Origin of the sequence: Chloroflexus sp., assembly GCF_049970315.1 — a bacterium.
Lineage (GTDB): Bacteria > Chloroflexota > Chloroflexia > Chloroflexales > Chloroflexaceae > Chloroflexus.
This window is the reverse complement of the sequence record NZ_JBMFNE010000005.1, coordinates 70,359-88,989: the sequence shown is the minus strand read 5'-3', so window position 1 is coordinate 88,989 and position 18,631 is coordinate 70,359. Positions and strand designations below refer to the sequence as shown.

At 54.7% G+C, this 18,631-nt stretch carries 14 protein-coding genes; 7 read left to right on the top strand and 7 right to left on the bottom strand.

Features of this window, described 5'->3' with window-relative positions:
- Window positions 1-160: 160 nt before the first annotated feature.
- The 3 genes from serA to ACP5OT_RS05325 all read right to left on the bottom strand — a co-directional run bounded on the left by serA (window position 161) and on the right by ACP5OT_RS05325 (window position 5,447).
- A complete protein-coding gene (serA, locus tag ACP5OT_RS05335; protein ID WP_424676676.1) occupies window positions 161-1,738 on the bottom strand; it encodes a phosphoglycerate dehydrogenase in 1,578 nt (525 codons plus the stop codon).
- A gap of 100 nt (window positions 1,739-1,838) precedes the next feature.
- The gene (locus ACP5OT_RS05330) at window positions 1,839-2,420 is read right to left on the bottom strand and encodes a D-sedoheptulose-7-phosphate isomerase (protein ID WP_424676675.1); all 582 of its coding nucleotides are present in this window, start codon (window positions 2,418-2,420) and stop codon (window positions 1,839-1,841) included.
- A gap of 1,692 nt (window positions 2,421-4,112) precedes the next feature.
- Window positions 4,113-5,447, bottom strand: coding sequence for an Hsp70 family protein (locus ACP5OT_RS05325; RefSeq protein WP_424676674.1), 1,335 nt, complete (start codon window positions 5,445-5,447; stop codon window positions 4,113-4,115).
- 178 nt (window positions 5,448-5,625) lie between these two features.
- Here ACP5OT_RS05325 and ACP5OT_RS05320 point away from each other — a divergent pair, with 178 nt between their 5' ends.
- Together ACP5OT_RS05320 and ACP5OT_RS05315 are read left to right on the top strand one after the other, a co-directional pair.
- Window positions 5,626-6,903: a sugar ABC transporter substrate-binding protein gene (locus tag ACP5OT_RS05320; protein ID WP_428112298.1), complete on the top strand. Its 1,278-nt coding sequence runs from the start codon at window positions 5,626-5,628 to the stop codon at window positions 6,901-6,903.
- A 223-nt stretch (window positions 6,904-7,126) separates the two neighbouring features.
- Window positions 7,127-7,495, top strand: coding sequence for a roadblock/LC7 domain-containing protein (locus ACP5OT_RS05315; protein ID WP_322487898.1), 369 nt, complete (start codon window positions 7,127-7,129; stop codon window positions 7,493-7,495).
- A 223-nt stretch (window positions 7,496-7,718) separates the two neighbouring features.
- Here the strand turns inward: ACP5OT_RS05315 and ACP5OT_RS05310 are convergent, their stop codons facing one another.
- From ACP5OT_RS05310 to ACP5OT_RS05295, 4 genes are all read right to left on the bottom strand, one after another.
- Entirely contained in the window at window positions 7,719-8,669 is a 951-nt protein-coding gene (locus ACP5OT_RS05310; protein WP_424676672.1) for a TIGR00266 family protein, read from the bottom strand.
- Between the two features lie 72 nt (window positions 8,670-8,741).
- Window positions 8,742-10,004: a transcription termination factor Rho gene (rho, locus tag ACP5OT_RS05305; RefSeq protein WP_428112301.1), complete on the bottom strand. Its 1,263-nt coding sequence runs from the start codon at window positions 10,002-10,004 to the stop codon at window positions 8,742-8,744.
- 253 nt (window positions 10,005-10,257) lie between these two features.
- On the bottom strand, window positions 10,258-10,698 hold the full coding sequence (locus ACP5OT_RS05300) for a hypothetical protein (protein WP_428131551.1): 441 nt from the start codon (window positions 10,696-10,698) through the stop codon (window positions 10,258-10,260).
- A 389-nt stretch (window positions 10,699-11,087) separates the two neighbouring features.
- On the bottom strand, window positions 11,088-11,609 hold the full coding sequence (locus ACP5OT_RS05295) for an adenine phosphoribosyltransferase (RefSeq protein ID WP_424674424.1): 522 nt from the start codon (window positions 11,607-11,609) through the stop codon (window positions 11,088-11,090).
- Between the two features lie 161 nt (window positions 11,610-11,770).
- Between ACP5OT_RS05295 and ACP5OT_RS05290 the strand changes: the two genes are divergently transcribed.
- The 5 genes from ACP5OT_RS05290 (at window position 11,771) to ACP5OT_RS05270 (ending at window position 18,623) form a co-directional block, all read left to right on the top strand.
- Window positions 11,771-12,706 carry an ABC transporter ATP-binding protein gene (locus ACP5OT_RS05290; RefSeq protein WP_428131549.1) on the top strand — a complete coding sequence of 312 codons (936 nt, stop codon included), beginning with the start codon at window positions 11,771-11,773 and terminating at the stop codon, window positions 12,704-12,706.
- 101 nt (window positions 12,707-12,807) lie between these two features.
- Window positions 12,808-13,602 carry an ABC transporter permease subunit gene (locus ACP5OT_RS05285; RefSeq protein ID WP_424674422.1) on the top strand — a complete coding sequence of 265 codons (795 nt, stop codon included), beginning with the start codon at window positions 12,808-12,810 and terminating at the stop codon, window positions 13,600-13,602.
- A 55-nt stretch (window positions 13,603-13,657) separates the two neighbouring features.
- Entirely contained in the window at window positions 13,658-15,658 is a 2,001-nt protein-coding gene (locus tag ACP5OT_RS05280; RefSeq protein ID WP_424674421.1) for a GAF domain-containing protein, read from the top strand.
- Between the two features lie 64 nt (window positions 15,659-15,722).
- Window positions 15,723-16,688: a TerC family protein gene (locus ACP5OT_RS05275; protein ID WP_428113438.1), complete on the top strand. Its 966-nt coding sequence runs from the start codon at window positions 15,723-15,725 to the stop codon at window positions 16,686-16,688.
- A gap of 12 nt (window positions 16,689-16,700) precedes the next feature.
- Window positions 16,701-18,623 (top strand): peptidoglycan recognition protein family protein, encoded by a 1,923-nt coding sequence (locus ACP5OT_RS05270; protein ID WP_424674419.1) that lies wholly within the window; start codon window positions 16,701-16,703, stop codon window positions 18,621-18,623.
- Window positions 18,624-18,631: the final 8 nt, after the last annotated feature.

Sequence of the window (18,631 nt, the reverse complement as noted above, 5' to 3'; positions counted from 1 at the left end):
GGGATATGAACGTCATCCCTCTTATCGGAAGGGGGCAGCTTGCCGCACCCCACCTACGCTGGTACAGACCGACTTCTCTCCACGGGAAAACGGATTGAAGCAGGTCATTGCGGACCTTCCACCCCCTCTCCCCATCGGGAGAGGGGGTGGAATGAGGGTTCTACAGCGTCACGCTAAACGCCGCATTAATCCCCGGAATAGCCGCGACTTGTTCCATGACCTGCGGCGGCGCCGGCTCATCAAGGGTCAAAATCATCACCGCCTGCTCACGAGGGGCACGCCGGCCAACATACATACCCGAAATATTGACATCCGCTGTGCCGAGCAATTGTCCGACCTTCCCGATCATACCCGGCTGGTCGTGATGATAGGTTATCAAGAGTGATCCCCGCGGTACAAAATCGACGAAGTAACCATCCATTTGCACAATGTGCGGTTCGCCGCGTAGAACGGTACCGCTAAACGTGCGGGTCCGCTCACTCGTCTGCACATGCAGCGTGATCAAGCCGGCATAGTTTTCTGCTTCGGGGCTGACGCGCTCGGTCATGCGCAAACCGCGCTCGCGGGCAATGATCGGTGCATTTACCGGTGTGATCCGCTCAATGCTGCTCACGGCTAACAAACCTTGTAACACGGCCAACCGAACCGGCTGTGTATCCATCTCGGCCAGTTCGCCACCCAATTCGAGATCGTAACTGCGCACCGGTTCCTTCACCAGATGCATGACCAGCGTACCGAGCAATCGGCCTAGATTCAGATACGGTTGCAATACGTTCCATGCCTCTGGAGCCACAAACGGCGCATTCACGGCGTAGCGTGGCGTCCCACCGGTGAGCGCTGTTACCACACCGGCAGCCATCTCGGTGCCGGCACTGAGTTGCGCTTCTTTCGTTGATGCCCCAATGTGCGGCACGGTGATGACCTTTGGATGCCCGATTAGCGGGCTATCGGCGGGCGGCGGCTCTTGCGCATACACGTCGAGCGCTGCTCCGGCCAGATGACCACTATCGAGTGCTTCGACCAGTGCGATCTCGTCAACAATCCCACCCCGACTCGCATTGATTAAGTACGAGCCACGCTTCATCTGCATGATCCGCTCGCGGTCGAAGAGGTTGCGCGTGCTTTCGATTAACGGAACGTGTAAGGAGACAACATCACTGCGCTGCACCAGCTCATCGAGCGTTACCAATGTGACCCCCAACTGTTCGGCGCGGTCGAACGAGACAACCGGGTCGTAAGCGATCACTTCCATCTCCATCGCCCGTGCCCGGCGTGCTACTTCCGAACCGATTCGCCCCAACCCAACGAGGCCAAGCATCTTGTTCCGCACTTCCCAGCCGATAAAATCGTTCCGTGCCCAACGCCCGCTTTGCACTGAGGCATGCGCCTGCGGAATACGACGGGCGAGACAAAGCAGCAAGCCAATGGTCAATTCGGCAACGGCGACGTTGTTCGATGCCGGCGCATTAACAACGACGATACCACGCCGCGTAGCCGCTTCCACGTCGATGTTATCGACACCGGTGCCGGCTCGTCCGATCACCCGTAGCCGCTCACCGGCAGCAATCACCTCGGCGGTAACTTTGGTTGCCGAACGTACCACCAGGGCGTCGTATTCACCGATAATCGATAACAACGTTGGTTTGTCGAGATCGAGCCGTACATCAACGGTGCCTGCTTGGCGTAAGACATCTAGACCTTCGGTGGCGATCTTTTCGGTGACAAGAATGCGGTTCATAGTTCCCTCTTTGCTACTGATACAGAACAATTGACATTTTGAGTTCCTATGGCGGTGTCAACCCAACATCTGCCTTGCTATGTTAGTCACCGGTCACTGCCTATATCTGCGCCGAATCATCTCCATCGGTAAGCCGCTGCTCGACCGCCTCACAGATAGCATGCAAGATGAGGGTATGTACTTCCTGAATTCGGGCAGTGTTGTAGCTCGGTACGACTAGCGCATGATCGGCGAGTGTGCGTGCTGTGCCCCCATCTTTACCGAGGAGCGCGATACTGATCACACCTTTTGTGCGCGCAACTTGCAGGACATTGAGAATATTGGCTGAATTGCCACTGGTACTGAAGACTACAAGGACATCACCCGCTTTACCAAGAGCAGCCAATTGGCGAGCAAAGATTTCATCGTAGCCAAAATCGTTGGCAATACAGGTCAAAGCACCGATATCGGCGTTAAGACAAATCGCCGGTAAAGGCCGGCGATTGTGACGGTAGCGTCCGATCAATTCTTCGGCCAAGTGCAACGCATCGGCGGCACTGCCTCCATTACCGGCAGTGTAGAGCGTGTGACCGGCCAGCAGCGCATCTGCCGCTAGGGCCGTAATCTCATCAATCGCCGGCCCAAGCGCAGCGCTGGCTCGCAAGACCTCGATAGCTTCATCAAGTTGCTGTTGAAAAGTCATAGGCGCTCCAACATAGAAACTTCGCGCCTATTATAATCGGTGGTGTTACGTGGGAGGGTAGGGTTGTCATGAGAGCGTTTAACGTCTGGCGAGGGGAAGTGGCAATTGCGGCGTGTGCCCCATCAGCGTCCCACTCCCACCAGGCGAAAGCGGGACTGGAGATGAGGGCAAACAACCTCTCCATTAACTAAGCGCTATGTAGCGATGACGATCGTACTGTTAAACGAGGAGCTGTTAAAGCGGGTAAACAGCCTCTCCATTAACTAAGCGCTGTGTAGTGCCGATTACCGAGTTGGCGATATCGCTCGATTATCTCGTTGTATGGTTCAATCAACCAACACCGAAAGTCGATCTGCTGGCCTTTTTCGGCAATAGTTTGCACAACCTTCGCGACCGTGTTCACCCATCCCTGAGCGTCTCCCAAAACTCCCACTCGGTTTGGCTGGCAACAGCCAGTACATGTTCTAGCCGCTAGCTCAGTTCGATCAGAAGCGGGTAGTGTAAGGTCTGATCGAACGCCTGCGTCACCTCCTTTTGTTTTTGGGTGAGCAAGGCTCGAATTAACGGATTTTGCAAAAGCCACTCAACGGGAGGTAGTTTACCGTTCCTGTGTAGTTCATCCTTATACTTTTGCGGGATCAACGGATTCTGTAAGAGCCACTCAAAGCGCTGGTGAAGCAGTTGATCAACCTGGAGGCGCATCCACTGTCACCTGCTCAATTTTGGCTTACCATTCCCGGCGTAGCCCTACACGCAGCTCGCGTAGCTCGTGGCGCATCCGCCACAGTTCATCTGTGCTTCTTGATCAATCGGTCGCGCGCAGAGTTCGCGTGCCGCATAAAAAATACGCTCAATCTTGGTCCATTGATCGATCTGACGCGCTGTAATCAATCAGTTCACATTTTGGCTGATCTGTTTAGTCCGATGGACGAGAGCGGCAGTGGCGATGATGTGTGCTGCTGCCACTACCATCGTAGTCAGTAATGCCACTGCAGCGACGCATGCTAGGAAATGCGATCAATTTTCACAATCTGCCCCTTCACATTCACCAGAATTGGGAGTTGACCATTGCTCATTAATAGTGGCTTTGCGTAGCGATAGTAAACGCTGACCTTCTGGCGAAAAGACCACTGTGTAAGTGGCCTTGCTTACATTGAATTCGACCGCTTATACGAGCATCACGCTGTCGTTGCCGATACCTATGCTCGCGAGGCGGTGGTTGAGATTGTCTTTGAGCGATCTGTTGAAATAGGTGGTTAAAATTGTCTTTGAGCGATCTGTTGTGATGGGTGGCGAGTACCTCTGACAAGTGGATAATCTCGTCAAAACTGGCTGTGCCAAACGGCCATTGGACCATGGGGGCGGACGCATTATTGTGGTGAGTAAGGTTCATGTCTCAACACCTTATGGATGAGATCATTGCTGTACTCAATATATCCAGAGCATGGAACTATAGTATAACCAAATGTATTGTATTGGAAGGTCGTTATCAATATATAGTAATAGAGTACATAATGAAATCACATGTTTCCCGATGGGTCTATTCATCGCCAAATCTTTATCCAGAGCCGCATGGCAATCCATAGACCGTGAATGTGGTAGGGAGGCGTGTCATACGGCTGTGGCGCAGATGAACCGGGTAACACGGCGGGAAATTGCACTGCCGCGCGACGTGACAAGAACGCCGGTCGTTTAGTCGTCGGCCGCCTTGATGGCCAATCCTGCCGCGACGCTCGTGAACACATCCATCTCTTGCAGTTTCTCGGCACCGAATTTCTCGCTGAGCATCCGCACAAAGCGTGGTACTCGCGAACTACCGCCGGTCCGTAGCACCACATCGATCTGCTCAGGTCGCAATCCGGCTGCCTTCAAAGCTCGATCAATACAGGCTTCAACCGCACGCACGTCGGGGCCGATCAGCCGCTCGAAGTCCCAGCGCGGGATCTCGTCGCGCACTATTGTTTCGCCCATATCGAGCATGAACGTTGCTCGTTCGGCTTGCGAGAGCGCCACCTTCGTTCGTTCTACCGCCTCGTACATCGGCAGGCCGTAATTCTTCCGCACCAGTGTGCGTAGCGCCTGCAATTCGTGCGGACGGTCGCTGATAGCGACTGCTTCATCAATGATTGCCAGATATTTAGGCTGAGTCAGGTCAATTATTGATTGCCACTCGCTCAGGTGTTCGAGTACGTGGTTGGGGAACGGCAATCGCCGTGGCCCTAACGTTGCCCCTTCCCCAAAATGACGCAGCAATCGCCCCATCACAATCCGGCGGTCAAGCAGATCGCCACCAACCGGTACGCCGTCGGTGACTAAAAAGGTCGGCCGTCCGTGCTCGTCGAGTTCCATAATGGTAATGTCGAGCGTACCGCCGCCAAAGTCAAACACCAGTGCCCGTTGCGCGCGCCGGTTGGTGCGCGCATACGACAGCGCTGCCGCAGTCGGCTCTTCCAGAAAGCTGAACGACCGGATACCGGCTAGTCGGCAGGCCGCTTGCATCCGCTGGAACGCCAGTGCATCACTCGCCGGATCGGTCGCGTAATGTACCGGTCGCCCGATCACCAGATGGCTAATCGGCCGGCCAAGCTGTTGCTCGATACGCTCGACAATCATACGCAAGACGAGCGCAATCAACTCTTCTAATGTGTAGTAGACGCCAAAGACATTGGTCTTTTGAAAACTGCGGTCGCGCAGGCTACTCTTCAGCGACTGAAACAGTCGGCCCGGCGCATTGGCATCCACTTTCACGTACAGCGCTTGCGTCACCGTGCCGCTTTCCGCAAATGTTAGTTCGGCGTCACCGATATACTTCCAGACGTACTCAATTTCGCGACCGACATTGCCTTCGCTGAAGCGATTAATTGCTTCACGACCGATAAACGGCACACCTTCGCGGGTAATGAAAAGAGCCGAACGGAGAATTGCCGGTTGTGTATTGATCGGATCAAGATCGATCAGGCGCAGTGTTTCGCCGTCGTACACAGCAGCGCTGGAATTGGTCGTGCCGAAGTCAAGCCCGACGCGCATGCCAATACCTCCTTTTAATAGCTGAAATACTAGCCTAGCGCCGATCGGCAATTCTGTCAATCGGACGGAAGACTGATACGCATTGATACAGGTCGGGCAGCGCTCGGCATGGGTGGAACCGCTGGCGCGTATGCATCCTGTTATAATGAAAGCGCTTGTCTCATCGTGCGAGGACGTTGTGCAAAAACGGTTCTTATTCCGTCTTCTACTATTGGGCTGGTTGCTAGCCTTCACGGCATGTGCAGCATCACCGGCGAGCGTACCGTCGGCTCAAGCAGGCCGAACGGTGTTGCGTCTGTGGCATGCGTGGCCGGCAACGGAAGGACGTGTGCTACAAACGCTTGTCGAACAGTTTAACCAAGCCCATCCGCAGTGGCAAATTATCGTCCAAGCTCGTCCGGCAGTGTCGCTACCTTCCGATCTGGTGATGGCCGTGCAAGAAGGTGGTGGCCCGCATTTGGCAATCGTCCAAAGCCATACCCTTGGCACTTTGGTCGATGCCGGGGTTGTTCGCCCGCTCGATGATGTGATCGCAGCTGGCGAATTGTCTAGCCTGTTACCTACTGCCGTCGGGTCGGCCCAAGTCACCGTTGACGGTCAACCAACACTCGTTGGCGTACCTATCAGCTTCGATACATTGGCTCTCTACTACAACCGTGCTAACGTCTTGCAACCACCAACTACTATCGAAGAGCTGTTGCAGACCGGGCGAGCTTTGACCGATCGCAATCGGGTGCCACCGGTTTGGGGATTGGCCTACAATCTGTCATTAGATCGCACGATTGGTTATCTCTACGCATTCGGTGGGCGTATTTTTGATGAAGATGGCACGTTAGTGCTTGGCGATAGTGGGCGGGAAGGCACAGAGCGTTGGCTGGCATGGCTCGGTCAGTTATACCGCGATGAACAGTTGTTAGCCACACTCGATGGTGTGGTGGTTGATCGAGTGCTCCAATCACGTGACGCAATTATGGCGATCGATTGGGCGCATGCCCAGGCTGAATATCGCGCAATTTGGAACGATCAACTAGGTGTCTTGCCTTTACCACGGTTAGGTGCAACCGATCGCCTTCCGCAACCTTACGTGCAAGCCGATGTCATTGTAATGAACGCCCGGCTTACCGATCAGGCCGAACAAACTGCCGCTCAAGCGTTTATGCGTTTTATGATTGAGCCATCTAGCCAACGGGTGCTGCTGGCTGTCAATCGCCAGCCTACCCAACTTGCGCTTCAGCTTAGTGATACCGATCTCGATGATCAAATACAGTTGGCTGCGGCACGAGCGTTTCGTGCCCAAGCTCAGCACGGTCTGCCGATACCATCTGATCGACTGACCAACGAACTCGTCTGGACAACTCTGGCCGATATGCATCTCAGTGCGGTGCGTGGGTTACTTACCCCTGAACAGGCAGTCTCACAGGCCACCGAAATCTTGCATAGTCGCTTCACTCCCTAGTTGACCAAATGTGCAAAACCTCTTACAATATCAGCGGATTCTGCAAGTGTCTGTAACAAGGAAGCGACACAAAACGGCAAACCTAGTTGCCGTGCGTGCAAAGATGTAGTAGAATAATCGGCGTGTAGGCCGTCTAGATGTTAGTTCTGCACTAGTCGGTGTCAAGGCCCACACGATTTCGTTCCTTTCCCGAACTGGCTGACGGCCTCTAAGGAGGATATGAATGGCAAGCAGAACCGAAGAGATGGTGCGGCACCTGAAGGCCCTGTCGATGAACACACCCGATATTGAGGCCTCCGCCGTGGTTAGCGTCGATGGCCTCATCATGGCTTCGGCGCTGCCGGCAGATGTCGAAGAGGATCGTGTCTCGGCGATGAGCGCAGCAATGCTCTCGCTCGGTGAGCGAATTGCCAGCGAGTTAAAACGCGGGCAGCTCGATCAGGTCTTTGTGCGTGGTGAAGATGGGTACGTAATCCTAATGGCTATCGGTGAGGAAGCGGTATTAACCGCGCTGGCGCAAAGCCGGGCCAAACTTGGTTTGGTGTTCCTCGATATGCGGCGCACGGCGAACGAGCTGGTCAATCTCGTCTAGCTACTGCTCGCTCAGCCAGCCCGGGAACAATGCTCGTGCAGCCCGCTTATCGGCGGGCTGTTTGTGTCTCGCTCTGGGCTACTATCTCTAGTCGTAACCGACTCAGAACGCGACAGACCACAACGCACATTCACCTCCTCTCGTATTCCTATGGAGAGGGGGTGAACAGTGCAGGGGTTGGTTGCAATGTCCCGTATCATCGCAGCGGGGTAGTACCTTGTACCTAATCATTTGTAAACAGGCTTCCCAAGTTAATACCACCTCCACTGCTCGAACCACTCGATGTTGGCAAGTACTGGGCAATCTTCTTCGCTAAATTCATCGCCGGCATTGTCTGCAACCAGACTCGCCCTGGCCCGCGGAGAGTTGTCAAGAACAGCCCTTCACCACCGAACAGAATATTCTTAAATCCACGCACCATTTCAATGTCTAATTGCACTGTTGGCTCGTACATTGCGACATGGCCGGTATCGACTTTCAGCATCTGATTGGCTTCGAGCGTGTATTCGATGATCTCTCCATCAAGCTCGACAAACGCTAGTCCCGGCCCGGTCAATTTCTGCATGATAAAGCCTTCCCCACCAAACAACCCAGCACCGAGCTTACGTCGGAAGTGAATGTCGAGCGAAACGCTCCGCTCGGCACACATAAAGGCATCTTTCTGACAGATCATAACTTGCCCCGGTGCAAGGTTGAGTGGCACAATCTTGCCCGGAAACTCTGCCGAAAAGCCGATGATCCCCGGTCCACCTTGTGGTGTAAAGTTAACCATAAAGATCGACTCGCCGGAGAACATGCGCTTGAACGCTCCACCAAGCCCGCCTTCCATATTGGTCTGCATCTGGACGTTTGCACTCATCCAGCTCATCCCACCGCGCTCGGAAAAGACCGTCTGACCAGGTGGTACCTCAAGCACTACTGCCTGCATAGTTGTTCCGATGATCTTAAAGCGGAGACCACTAGCTCCCACGCCCGTACCAACAACCGGCGGTTCGGGGAGATCGAGTCGTTCACCTGGACGATTATCGTAGACGTCGGCCATACTGCTGGCTTCACCCGATGGTGGGACGAGCGGCGGTGGTGCGCTTTGCACTGGCGTCGATAGGCGAAAGCCACAGTTGGTACAAAAGCGCGCACCGGCGGTAATTGATGCGCCACAATTCGGACAGTTCATTTACCAACCTCCTAGCGAAAAACGGTGACCGATCGGCCTCGATACATGTACGTAGTCCGGGGGAAGCATGTTTCAGCTTTTGCTCAACGTTTGCAAGAATTCGGCATTCGATTTTGTCTTCGCCATCCGGGTCAGCATCAGCTCAGTGCCTTCATTTTCACCGAGCATACTCACCATACGGCGCAACGTCCACACTTGGCGGAGCGTCTCGGGGTTGAGTAAGAGATCCTCACGGCGCGTGCCAGAACGTTGAATGTCAATCGCCGGGAAGATCCGTTTTTCGGCCAACTTCCGGTCGAGGTGTAGCTCCATGTTACCGGTGCCCTTAAACTCTTCGTAAATGACGTCATCCATCCGTGAACCGGTATCGATGAGACAGGTGGCGATGATCGTGAGCGATCCGCCGTTTTCGATGTTGCGTGCGGCGCCAAAAAAGCGTTTGGGCGGGTAGAGCGCAATTGGGTCGATACCACCGGATAGTGTGCGCCCACTCGGGGGCATTGCAACGTTGTAGGCACGGGCTAACCGGGTGATGGAGTCCATCAGAATCACGACATCATGACCAATCTCAACGAGCCGCTTCGCCCGTTCAAGCGTCATTTCGGCGACTTTCGTGTGGTTTTCGACCGGCTCATCAAAGGTCGAAGAAATCACCTCACCTCGTACCGAACGCCGCATATCGGTGACCTCTTCAGGTCGTTCACCGATTAACAATACCATCAAATGGATGTCAGGATAGTTGGTCGTAATGCCGTTGGCGATTGCCTTCAACAGCATTGTTTTGCCGGCTTTCGGTGGTGAAACGATGAGGCCACGCTGGCCGCGTCCGATGGGCGCAATCAGATCGACTAATCGAGTGTGTAAAAGGTTGGGTTCGGTTTCTAACTTGATCTGTTCGTTGGGAAAAATCGGTGTGAGCTGATCAAACAGCGGCCGTTTACGTGCCGTTTCGGGGTCTTGGTCATTTATCTTTTCCACACGTAACAGTGAGTAGTAGCGCTCGTTTTCCTTGGGTGGGCGAATCTGTCCCCAGATCCGATCACCACTCCGTAAGGCAAAGCGGCGAATCTGTGATTGGGAAACGTAGACATCCTCTGGGCTGGGTAGCATCCGATTGCCGCGCAAAAAACCGAACCCTTCCGGCATAATGTCTAAGATCCCGTCGCTGTAAATTGTTTCCGTGTCTGTCGTTGGTGCGACGGTTGCCATCTGGACCTGGAGTAACTTGTCGATTAATTCACGTTTTTTCAGCGAGCTAACACCTGAGATGTCATATTTTCGTGCTATCTCGCGCAAATCTGCGAGGGTTTTACTTTCTAATTCAGCTACCGTCATCACGACTCATGCTCCTTAGAACAACAAGAATAGACTGGGGGAATGATACTAAATCCATACACACCATCCATAGCTGTGGATCAAGCGTGATGAAGAAAGGCAATAAATGCTGTGAAGGTTGGAACTTGCATAAAAGTGAGAACCAAGATGTAAAAGCGACGCCGATTCGGCGATGTTTATGGGGAAAATATCGCAACACCAAAAGCGCGGGTGTTACAGAGCGCTACGATCAGCTTATATTCGGGATACAGTCCTAGTATAACATAAATGTCAAGATCATCGCAAGTAGGGCTGCACGGCGTGCAGCCCACCCGGCGTGCCGCTCCCGGCGCACCACCCCCGGCGCACCGTCCCACCCGGCGTGCCGCTCCCGGCGCCCCACCCGGCACACCGTCCCACCCGGCGTGCCGCTCCCGGCGCACCATCCCCGGCACACCGTCCCACCCGGCGTGCCGCTCCCGGCGCACCACCCCCGGCACACCGTCCCACCTGGCGTGCCGCCTACCCGGCGTGCCGCTCCCGGCGCACCACCCCCGGCGTGCCGCCTACCCGGCGTGCCGCTCCCGGCACACCGTCCCACCCGGCGCCCCACCCGGCGCCCCACCCGGCACACCGTCCCACCCGGCGTCCCACCCGGCGTGCCGCCTACCCGGCGTGCCGCTCCCGGCGCACCACCCCCGGTGTACCGCCCCACCCGGCGTGCCGCCTACCCGGCGCACCACCCCCGGCGCACCACCCCCGGTGTACCGCCCCACCCGGCGTGCCGCCTACCCGGCGCACCACCCCCGGCGCACCGTCCCACCTGGCGTGTCGTCCCACCCGATGCACAACCCTTTATCCTTGCTAATAACCTCCCCAACGAATCAACCTTGACCCCTATCCGCGTCTTTACAAGCGGAGCGTAGTCATTGTAAGAAACCTGCTGTCATTTCGAGCAGAGCGAGAAATCTTAGCCTTGCGAGCGGGGCGTACACACTTCCATCCCCCACGGCCAGATTTCTCGGACGCTGGCGTGCCCTCGAAATGACAATGAGGCCGCGTAATGGACAGCGCGAGTGGGGCGCGCAAGCTTGTCATTCTGAATCAAAATTGGATCAGCGAAAAGACGTTGTGATCGCGCAACCGCTCGCGCCCTTTGAGAAATGTCAACTCAATCACAAAGGCTAATTCCGTAACATTCCCACCTGCCATCTTGATCAGATCGCAAGCCGCCGCAATGGTGCCGCCCGTCGCCAGTAAATCATCGATCACTAGTACATTTGCACCTGGTTGCAATGCATCACGATGAATCTCAAGTCGGTTTGTGCCGTACTCCAACTGATACTCGATCTGATAGGTCGCTGCCGGTAGTTTGCCCGGCTTGCGGATCGGCACAAGTCCTACCCCGAGTCGGTACGCTAATGGTGCGCTGAAGATAAACCCACGTGACTCGATTCCCACCACCGCATCGATTTGCCGATCACGGTACCGTTCGTGCAGTCGGTCGATTACCTCGCTAAACGCCGGGCCGTTACCGATCAGCGTTGTTATATCCTTGAATTGAATACCGGGAATCGGAAAGTCTGGGATATTCCTAATCAGACTGGCTAAATCCTGCTGTGCCATACGCCCTCCGTGCAAGCCTGTTGCCGATACACTCGCTATTATAGAGAACTTCTGAAGCAGTGCATGAGATTCATTGTGTCATCGGTAACAATTCACGCTATCCTTCCGTCTTGCATAGTACAATATATTGGCATCTAATTCGTATCTGCTCCGAACCCACTATGAATGCCATTGAATGTCATCGCCTGACCCGCCAGTTCGATCAGCTTGTTGCTGTTGCCGATCTCGATCTGAGTATTCCGGCAGGTACCATTTTTGGTTTCCTTGATCCGAACGGTGCCGGCAAAACCACTACCGTGCGTATGTTGTGTGCCCTGATTGCCCCTTCGCGTGGGCAGGCTCGCGTGGCTGGGTTCGATGTGCAAACCCAAGCAGCAGCCGTTCGTGCAGTAACCGGTATCTTGACCGAGACTCCCGGTCTGTACGATACGTTGAGTGCGCAGGAGAATTTGCGCTTTTTTGCCCGTCTGTACGGCCTCTCGGCAGCACAAGCTGCCGAACGTGTCGCCTATTATCTGCGTTTGTTTGAGTTATGGGATCGCCGGAATGATCCGGTCGGTGGCTTTTCAAAGGGGATGCGGCAAAAGTTGGCAATTGCTCGAGCATTACTCCACGATCCGTCGGTTGTCTTTCTCGATGAACCGACGTCAGGTCTCGACCCGGCAGCCGCACGATCGGTACGCGATCTGATCAAGACGTTACGTGCCGGGGGACGTACCATCTTTCTTACCACCCACAATCTTGCCGAGGCTGATGAGTTGTGCGATTTAATCGGCATCTTTCGTACCCGCTTGATCTCGCTTGATACTCCGGCTAATCTGCGTAATCGTCTGTTTGGAAACAGTGTTCGAGTAGTGCTGTCCGGCCTAGCCGAGCCGTTCGTACCGGTGGTGCGTCGTTTGCCATTCGTTGTCGATGTTACAGCCGGTGAGCGGGAGCTGTTGGTGCGTCTTCCTGATCCCGATCAGCATAACCCGGAATTAGTGCGTACCATGGTCGCTGCCGGTGCCGATATTTGTTATCTGGAGCCGTTTACGCCTTCGCTTGAGACGATCTATCTCGAGTTGATGCAGGACACGGTAACACCTGCTGCCTGATCGTTATGCTGTGGCACTCTCGTGCGTTGCCCCCGTATCGCGCGGGGCTGGGCAACGACAGGAGTTGTACCTATCTCCTATCGGTTATCTGTGAGTTACTTATGCTGAATTGGGAGCGTATTTCCATCATTATCGCCAAGGAATGGCTCGAACTGCGCCGCTCACGTGGTTTGTTGCTGAGCACCTTCTTACCGCCGACGATCCTGCCGCTCTTTGCCCTTGCGCTCATCTTTGCTATGGGTCTGGTGAGTGACCCCGATACTGCTGAGATACCTGCTGCTGCCGTCGATCCGACGTTGACCAATCTTCGTCTCGAAGCGTTAGCACAGGTGATTTTCGGAAGACAGTTTTCAACCCTCTTTCTGCTCCTGCCGATGGTTATCCCAAATGTGCTCGCTTCGTACAGCGTCGTGGGTGAAAAGAATCGTCGTACCCTTGAGCCGTTGCTCGCCACCCCTATTTCGGTTTCCGAGCTGCTGTTGGGGAAGGTGTTAGCGACAATCCTCCCCGGTATTAGTCTTACGTGGTTGTGCGCCTTGATCTTCGCTGTCGGCTTGGGTTTCGTAGCCGTCGACCCAATCGTGCCGGGATCAGTCCTCAATCTGGGCTGGATCGTACTGCTTTTGCTGGCTAGCCCGTTATTAGCTCTTATCTCGGTGGCCCTTACGGTGATGGTTTCGTCACGGGTAAGTGATCCACGCAGTGCGCAGCAGATTGCTGCGGTCTTGATTGTGCCGGTGATGCTGCTCTTCGTCGGACAGATGCTCGGTTTCTTCGTACTGAATCCGTTGGTGTCGATGGTCTTTTCGGCTGTATTGTTACCGGTGGCCGTTGTGTTACTCTGGATAGCGACTCACGTCTTTCAACGCGAGACCATTCTTACCCGTTGGCGCTGAAAATGGTTGCGCCAAGGGGGTATAATTGACCAAAATGGTCATTGAGGGTGGTTTTATGGATAATTCAACCCTACCGATGTATGAGGTGTTGACATCGCAGCCGCCCGATCTGATCGGTGCAGTTCGTGAGACGATCCCATCGATCGGGATGTTGATTGATGCGTTGGAGCAGCAATCCGACCCAGCAGTTCGGCTAAGTCTCCTCCGCCAGATCGGGGCTGAATGGCATGCATGTGGTGGTCTTGCCGAGGTATTGACCGAATTAGGGTTACATTTGGCCGCACGGCTACCGATGTCGCAAGGGGTTGTGGTCAGTGAATTACTGCTGGCGTTTGGCGCTGCTCAGGAAGAACAACGCACGCGCGAGTGGGAAGCTCGGCTCGTAGCGCGGGCTGCCGAGCTAGACGGTCTACACCGCATTATCTCTGCTGCCAATTCCACCCTTGATCTCGATACCTCCTTGCAGACGGTAGTAGAGACGGTCGCACAGGTAATGAATGTTGAGGTCTGTTCGATTTATCTCTACGATAAGCATCGTGATGATCTCGTGTTGCGCGCAACACACGGCCTCAATCGGGCAGCCGTAGGCCAGGTTGTGGCACGTTTGGGCGAAGGGGTTACCGGGTGGGCCGCCCAATTGGGGTATCCGGTGGCCGTGAGCGATGTTTATCAAGACCCACGCTATCATCGTGAGCCGCAGTTGGGTGAAGAGATTTTTCGCTCGATGCTTGCCGTCCCGATTGTGCTCTTTTCGGCAGAACGCTTTCAGTTTAGTGCCGATAAGTTGCAGGGCGTTATTACCGTTCAAACGATTGCACCTCGCGACTTCACCCAAGAAGAGATTTCATTTGTCGAGATGGCTGCCGGCGAGTTGGCCTTCTTTATTGCCAATGCGCAACTGTACCAGCAGACCGATGAGCGTCTCCATCAAAAATTGCGTGAGTTGACGACCCTCCAACAGGTATCGAAATCGATTGCCGAGCAGATCGGTTTGCACGATGTTCTGAACCTGATCGTCGAAAAGGCCGTCGATCTGTCGAAAGTGGATCGGGCGGCGATCTTTCAGGTCGGTGAAGACGGCAATTTGAAGCTGGTTGCCAGTTATGGCGGTGAAGGAGATGGCGTGCGCGATTTGATCATTCAAACCGTGCGTGATGGTCGGCCACTGGCCGTGATGAATGCGTATCAAGACGCACGCTTTCCGCAGTTGCCAGAGGTAGCACGGCGCGAAGGTTTTCACTCGCTCTTCTGTATGCCGCTCCGCGCCCGTGGCCGTACTATTGGCGGCATCTGTCTCTACCAAGGCGAGCCACACCTGTTTGATTACGAGCAGGTGCGCTTACTCAATACGTTTGCCGATGAAGCGGCAATTGCAATCGAAAATGCTCGCCTGTACGAAGAGAGCCTCCGTGCATTGCGCGTCAAATCGGCTCTGCTTCAAGAGATGCATCATCGTGTGCGCAATAATCTCCAGACTATCGCCGCTTTGTTGGCAATGCAATTGCGTCGCCTCGATCCGGCTAGTCCGGGCGCCAAGGCATTGCGTGAGAGCGCTGCACGGATTCAGGCGATTGCCGCCATCCATAATCTGCTGTCGCGCGATGATATTGGCGTAACGACTGTCAGTGCCGTTGCGCGACAAGTGATCGAGAGTGTGCAAAGTACGCTCTTCGAGAGCGATATTCGCGTTGAATTCACCATTCTCGGCGATGAGGTGCGAATCGGCTCGCGCGATGCTACTGTCCTGGCACTTGTTATTAACGAGTTGGTGGATAATGCACTGACCCACGGTTTGGCCGCGGAAGGTGGGCGCATCGAGGTGGAAGCGGTGCTTGAGCAAGGTTGGGTTGTTCTCGAGTTGCGCGATGATGGCCCTCGTCATCCACCGCCACCGCCGCGGCCAAGTAGTGGTTTGGGCTTGCAGATCATTGAAACGTTGGTAACCGGCGATTTAGGTGGCACCTTTAGCCTCAGTCGTGATGAGGAAGCCGGTTGGATGCGCGCACGGGTTCGTTTCCCCCAACGGATTATCGAAGAGGACCGGCTGGAAGTGTAGCGTTTCTGTTGTCGTATCATGGGCAACAGGAGTATCATGTGCCCGTGTTCATCGTGGAGGCTCTGTGGATACAACGGTGTGGGCGTGGATTGGGTTCCACGCAATGGTGTTTTTGGTTTTAGCCCTTGATTTGGGAGTGTTTCATCGCCGTTCGCATCGCGTGTCGGTGCGTGAGGCCGGTATTTGGACGCTGGTATGGATTACGTTATCGTTGGCGTTTAACGGTTTGATCTGGCTCTGGCGTGGGCCTGAAGATGCGCTCAATTTTCTTACCGGTTATTTAGTCGAGTATTCGCTAAGTGTTGATAATATTTTTGTCTTTGTTTTGCTGTTTAGCTATTTTCGCGTTCCGCCACAATATCAACATCGAGTACTCTTCTGGGGAATTCTAGGTGCGCTGCTCATGCGCGGTACGATGATCCTGCTCGGTGCAGCCCTCGTTGAACGGTTTGAGTGGATTCTCTACCTGTTCGGTGCGTTTCTCCTTGTGACTGGGGTGCGTCTCATTTTCCAAGACGACGACCCCGACGTCGATCCACAACGCAATCTACTCGTCGCCATTGCGCGTCGGTTGCTGCCTATCACCCCGGAGATGCAAGGCGACCGGTTTTTTGTCCGTGACTCGGGACGCTTTAGCGCTACCCCCCTTTTCTTAGTGCTGCTGATCGTCGAAAGTACCGACCTCATCTTCGCCGTTGACTCGATCCCGGCAATTTTTGGGATCACGCACGATCCCTTTATTGTCTATACGTCAAATATCTGTGCAATCCTTGGCCTGCGCTCACTCTACTTCTTGCTCGCCGGCGTGATGGAGTCATTCTATTATCTGCGTTACGGCCTGGCGATTATCCTTTCGTTTATTGGAGTCAAGATGCTAACGCCGTTGGTCACCGGTTGGTTCTTAGGAGGTCATGGTCTTCATATTCCGAATACTGTCTCGCTGGCCGTTATTGCTTTGACACTGATCACAGCAATCGCTGCATCGATTATTCGTTCACGACGATTAATGACTGCGACCGACTCATATTGAAGGAGCTGTTTCATGCCGGATTTTCCTACCGAAGGCTCACCACCCTTTATCAATCGGATGCTAACGATTGCCGAGTGGCGTAACTACGTGGCGAACTACGATTTTGGCCGTCTAACACCTAGCCGGCTGGTGCTCCACCACACCTATCGCCCTGACGAGACGACGTGGCGCGGCTTGATCACCATGCGCGGGATTCAGAAGTTTTATGCCGGCAAGGGTTGGACCGCCGGCCCACATATCTTTGCCGCGCCTGACGGGATTTGGTTGGCGACGCCGATGTCGCAGATCGGTATTCATGCCGGTACCGGTAATGGCTCGCTGGCGCAGGGCTGGTATTCGATCGGCTTGGAGATGGTGGGTTATTTCGATAAGGTGTTGCCATCCGGGAAGGTCTGGGAGCATTCGGTAGCGGTGATGGGTGAACTTTCGCGGCGGCTCAAGATTCCGCCGCGGCAATTGATCTCATTCCATCGCGATTACACTAATCAAAAAAGCTGTCCCGGCTGGGCCGTTACCAAAGAATGGGTCTGGTCACAGGTAGAGGCATATCTCAACAATACTACCCCGCCACCACCACCACTACCTGGTCCAATCGGTGATCCGTCCCCCGACGAGGAGCGCTTGATCGAAGCTTTGCTGGAAGAGGGGTACAAGCCGAAAACGAATGGTCAGGGCTACAATGCCGATTGGGCGTTTCATCAGTATGCCCTCGAGCATCAAATCGGCATGCCAATGGGACCAAGCGTGCGGATAACATTCGAGGGTAAGGTCTACAATTACCAGCCATTCGCCCGCGATACGCTCTACTGTGAAGTCCCTAATTGGGGTGATGTGAAGACGCTCAGTGATCTGCTTGGTGGAAGTATCCCACCGAGTGGGTTAGGTCGTGTCTTACTCGAAGCAACATATCAGACCGGTGGCTCACCGTTCCGCCCCGACTGGGCCTTTCACCAATATGCGGTTATTAACCGGTTGGGGCCACCTGTTGGCAAAAGCGCTCAAATTACCGTTGATGGCAAGCAGTATGCGTATCAAGCCTTTGCCGTCGATACACTGTACAACCTTGTGCCGAATTGGCAAGATGTGCGCCGGTTAAGCCAGCTCACGGCTACCGATCCGGCAGCCGTCAAGTTGCGCGATGCATTGCTCACCGAGACGTACAAGCAAGCCGGTACGACGTATCGTCCCGATTGGGCCTTTCACCAACTGGCCCGTCAGTGGGCGATCGGTGTGCCATTGGCCAATAGTTATCAGATCACTATTGAAAAGACAACCTACGCGCTGCAACCATTTGCGCTCGATGTGCTTTACAACGTGGTGCCAAAATGGAGTGAGGTGAAACGTCTCAGTGAATTGGCACGCCGGCATGGGATGCCGATCCTTGGTGTAGCTATGGCTGCGCCGGTTGTGGAGATACCGAGACATGCTTTAACCCCACCAAGTGATAGTGATTTTACCATTACACAGATCACACCACCGGCGCAAGCCTTCGGTGAGCGTAACGGTGAGCGAGTCAGTATGATCGTTCTCCACGCTATTCCCGGCCCTGTCGAAGAGATAATTGCGGCCATGACCGACTTCAACGCGCGGTTTGCTACTCATTATCTGATCGGGCTTGATGGTCGTATCTACCGGCTTGTCGATGAGGCAAAGGCGGCATGGCACGCCGGGTTCGTCAGCGGCAATACCCGTTACAATCTTAACCGGATCAGTGTGGGTATTTCATTGGAGCGCCCGTCCGGCTGGCCGGCAGCACGCGATGCAGGTAATACCGATGCGCAGGTACGTGCGTTGCGTTGGTTGCTACGTCAGCTCGATGCGCGCTACCATCTCGATCCCGATTCTATTGTGCTCTGGTCGAGTTTAGCCGGCAGTGATGAAGAAGCGCTGGCCGGTTTGCCACTCGGTGCGTTACGCGAGGCGTTGATGGGCTGAAATCATCC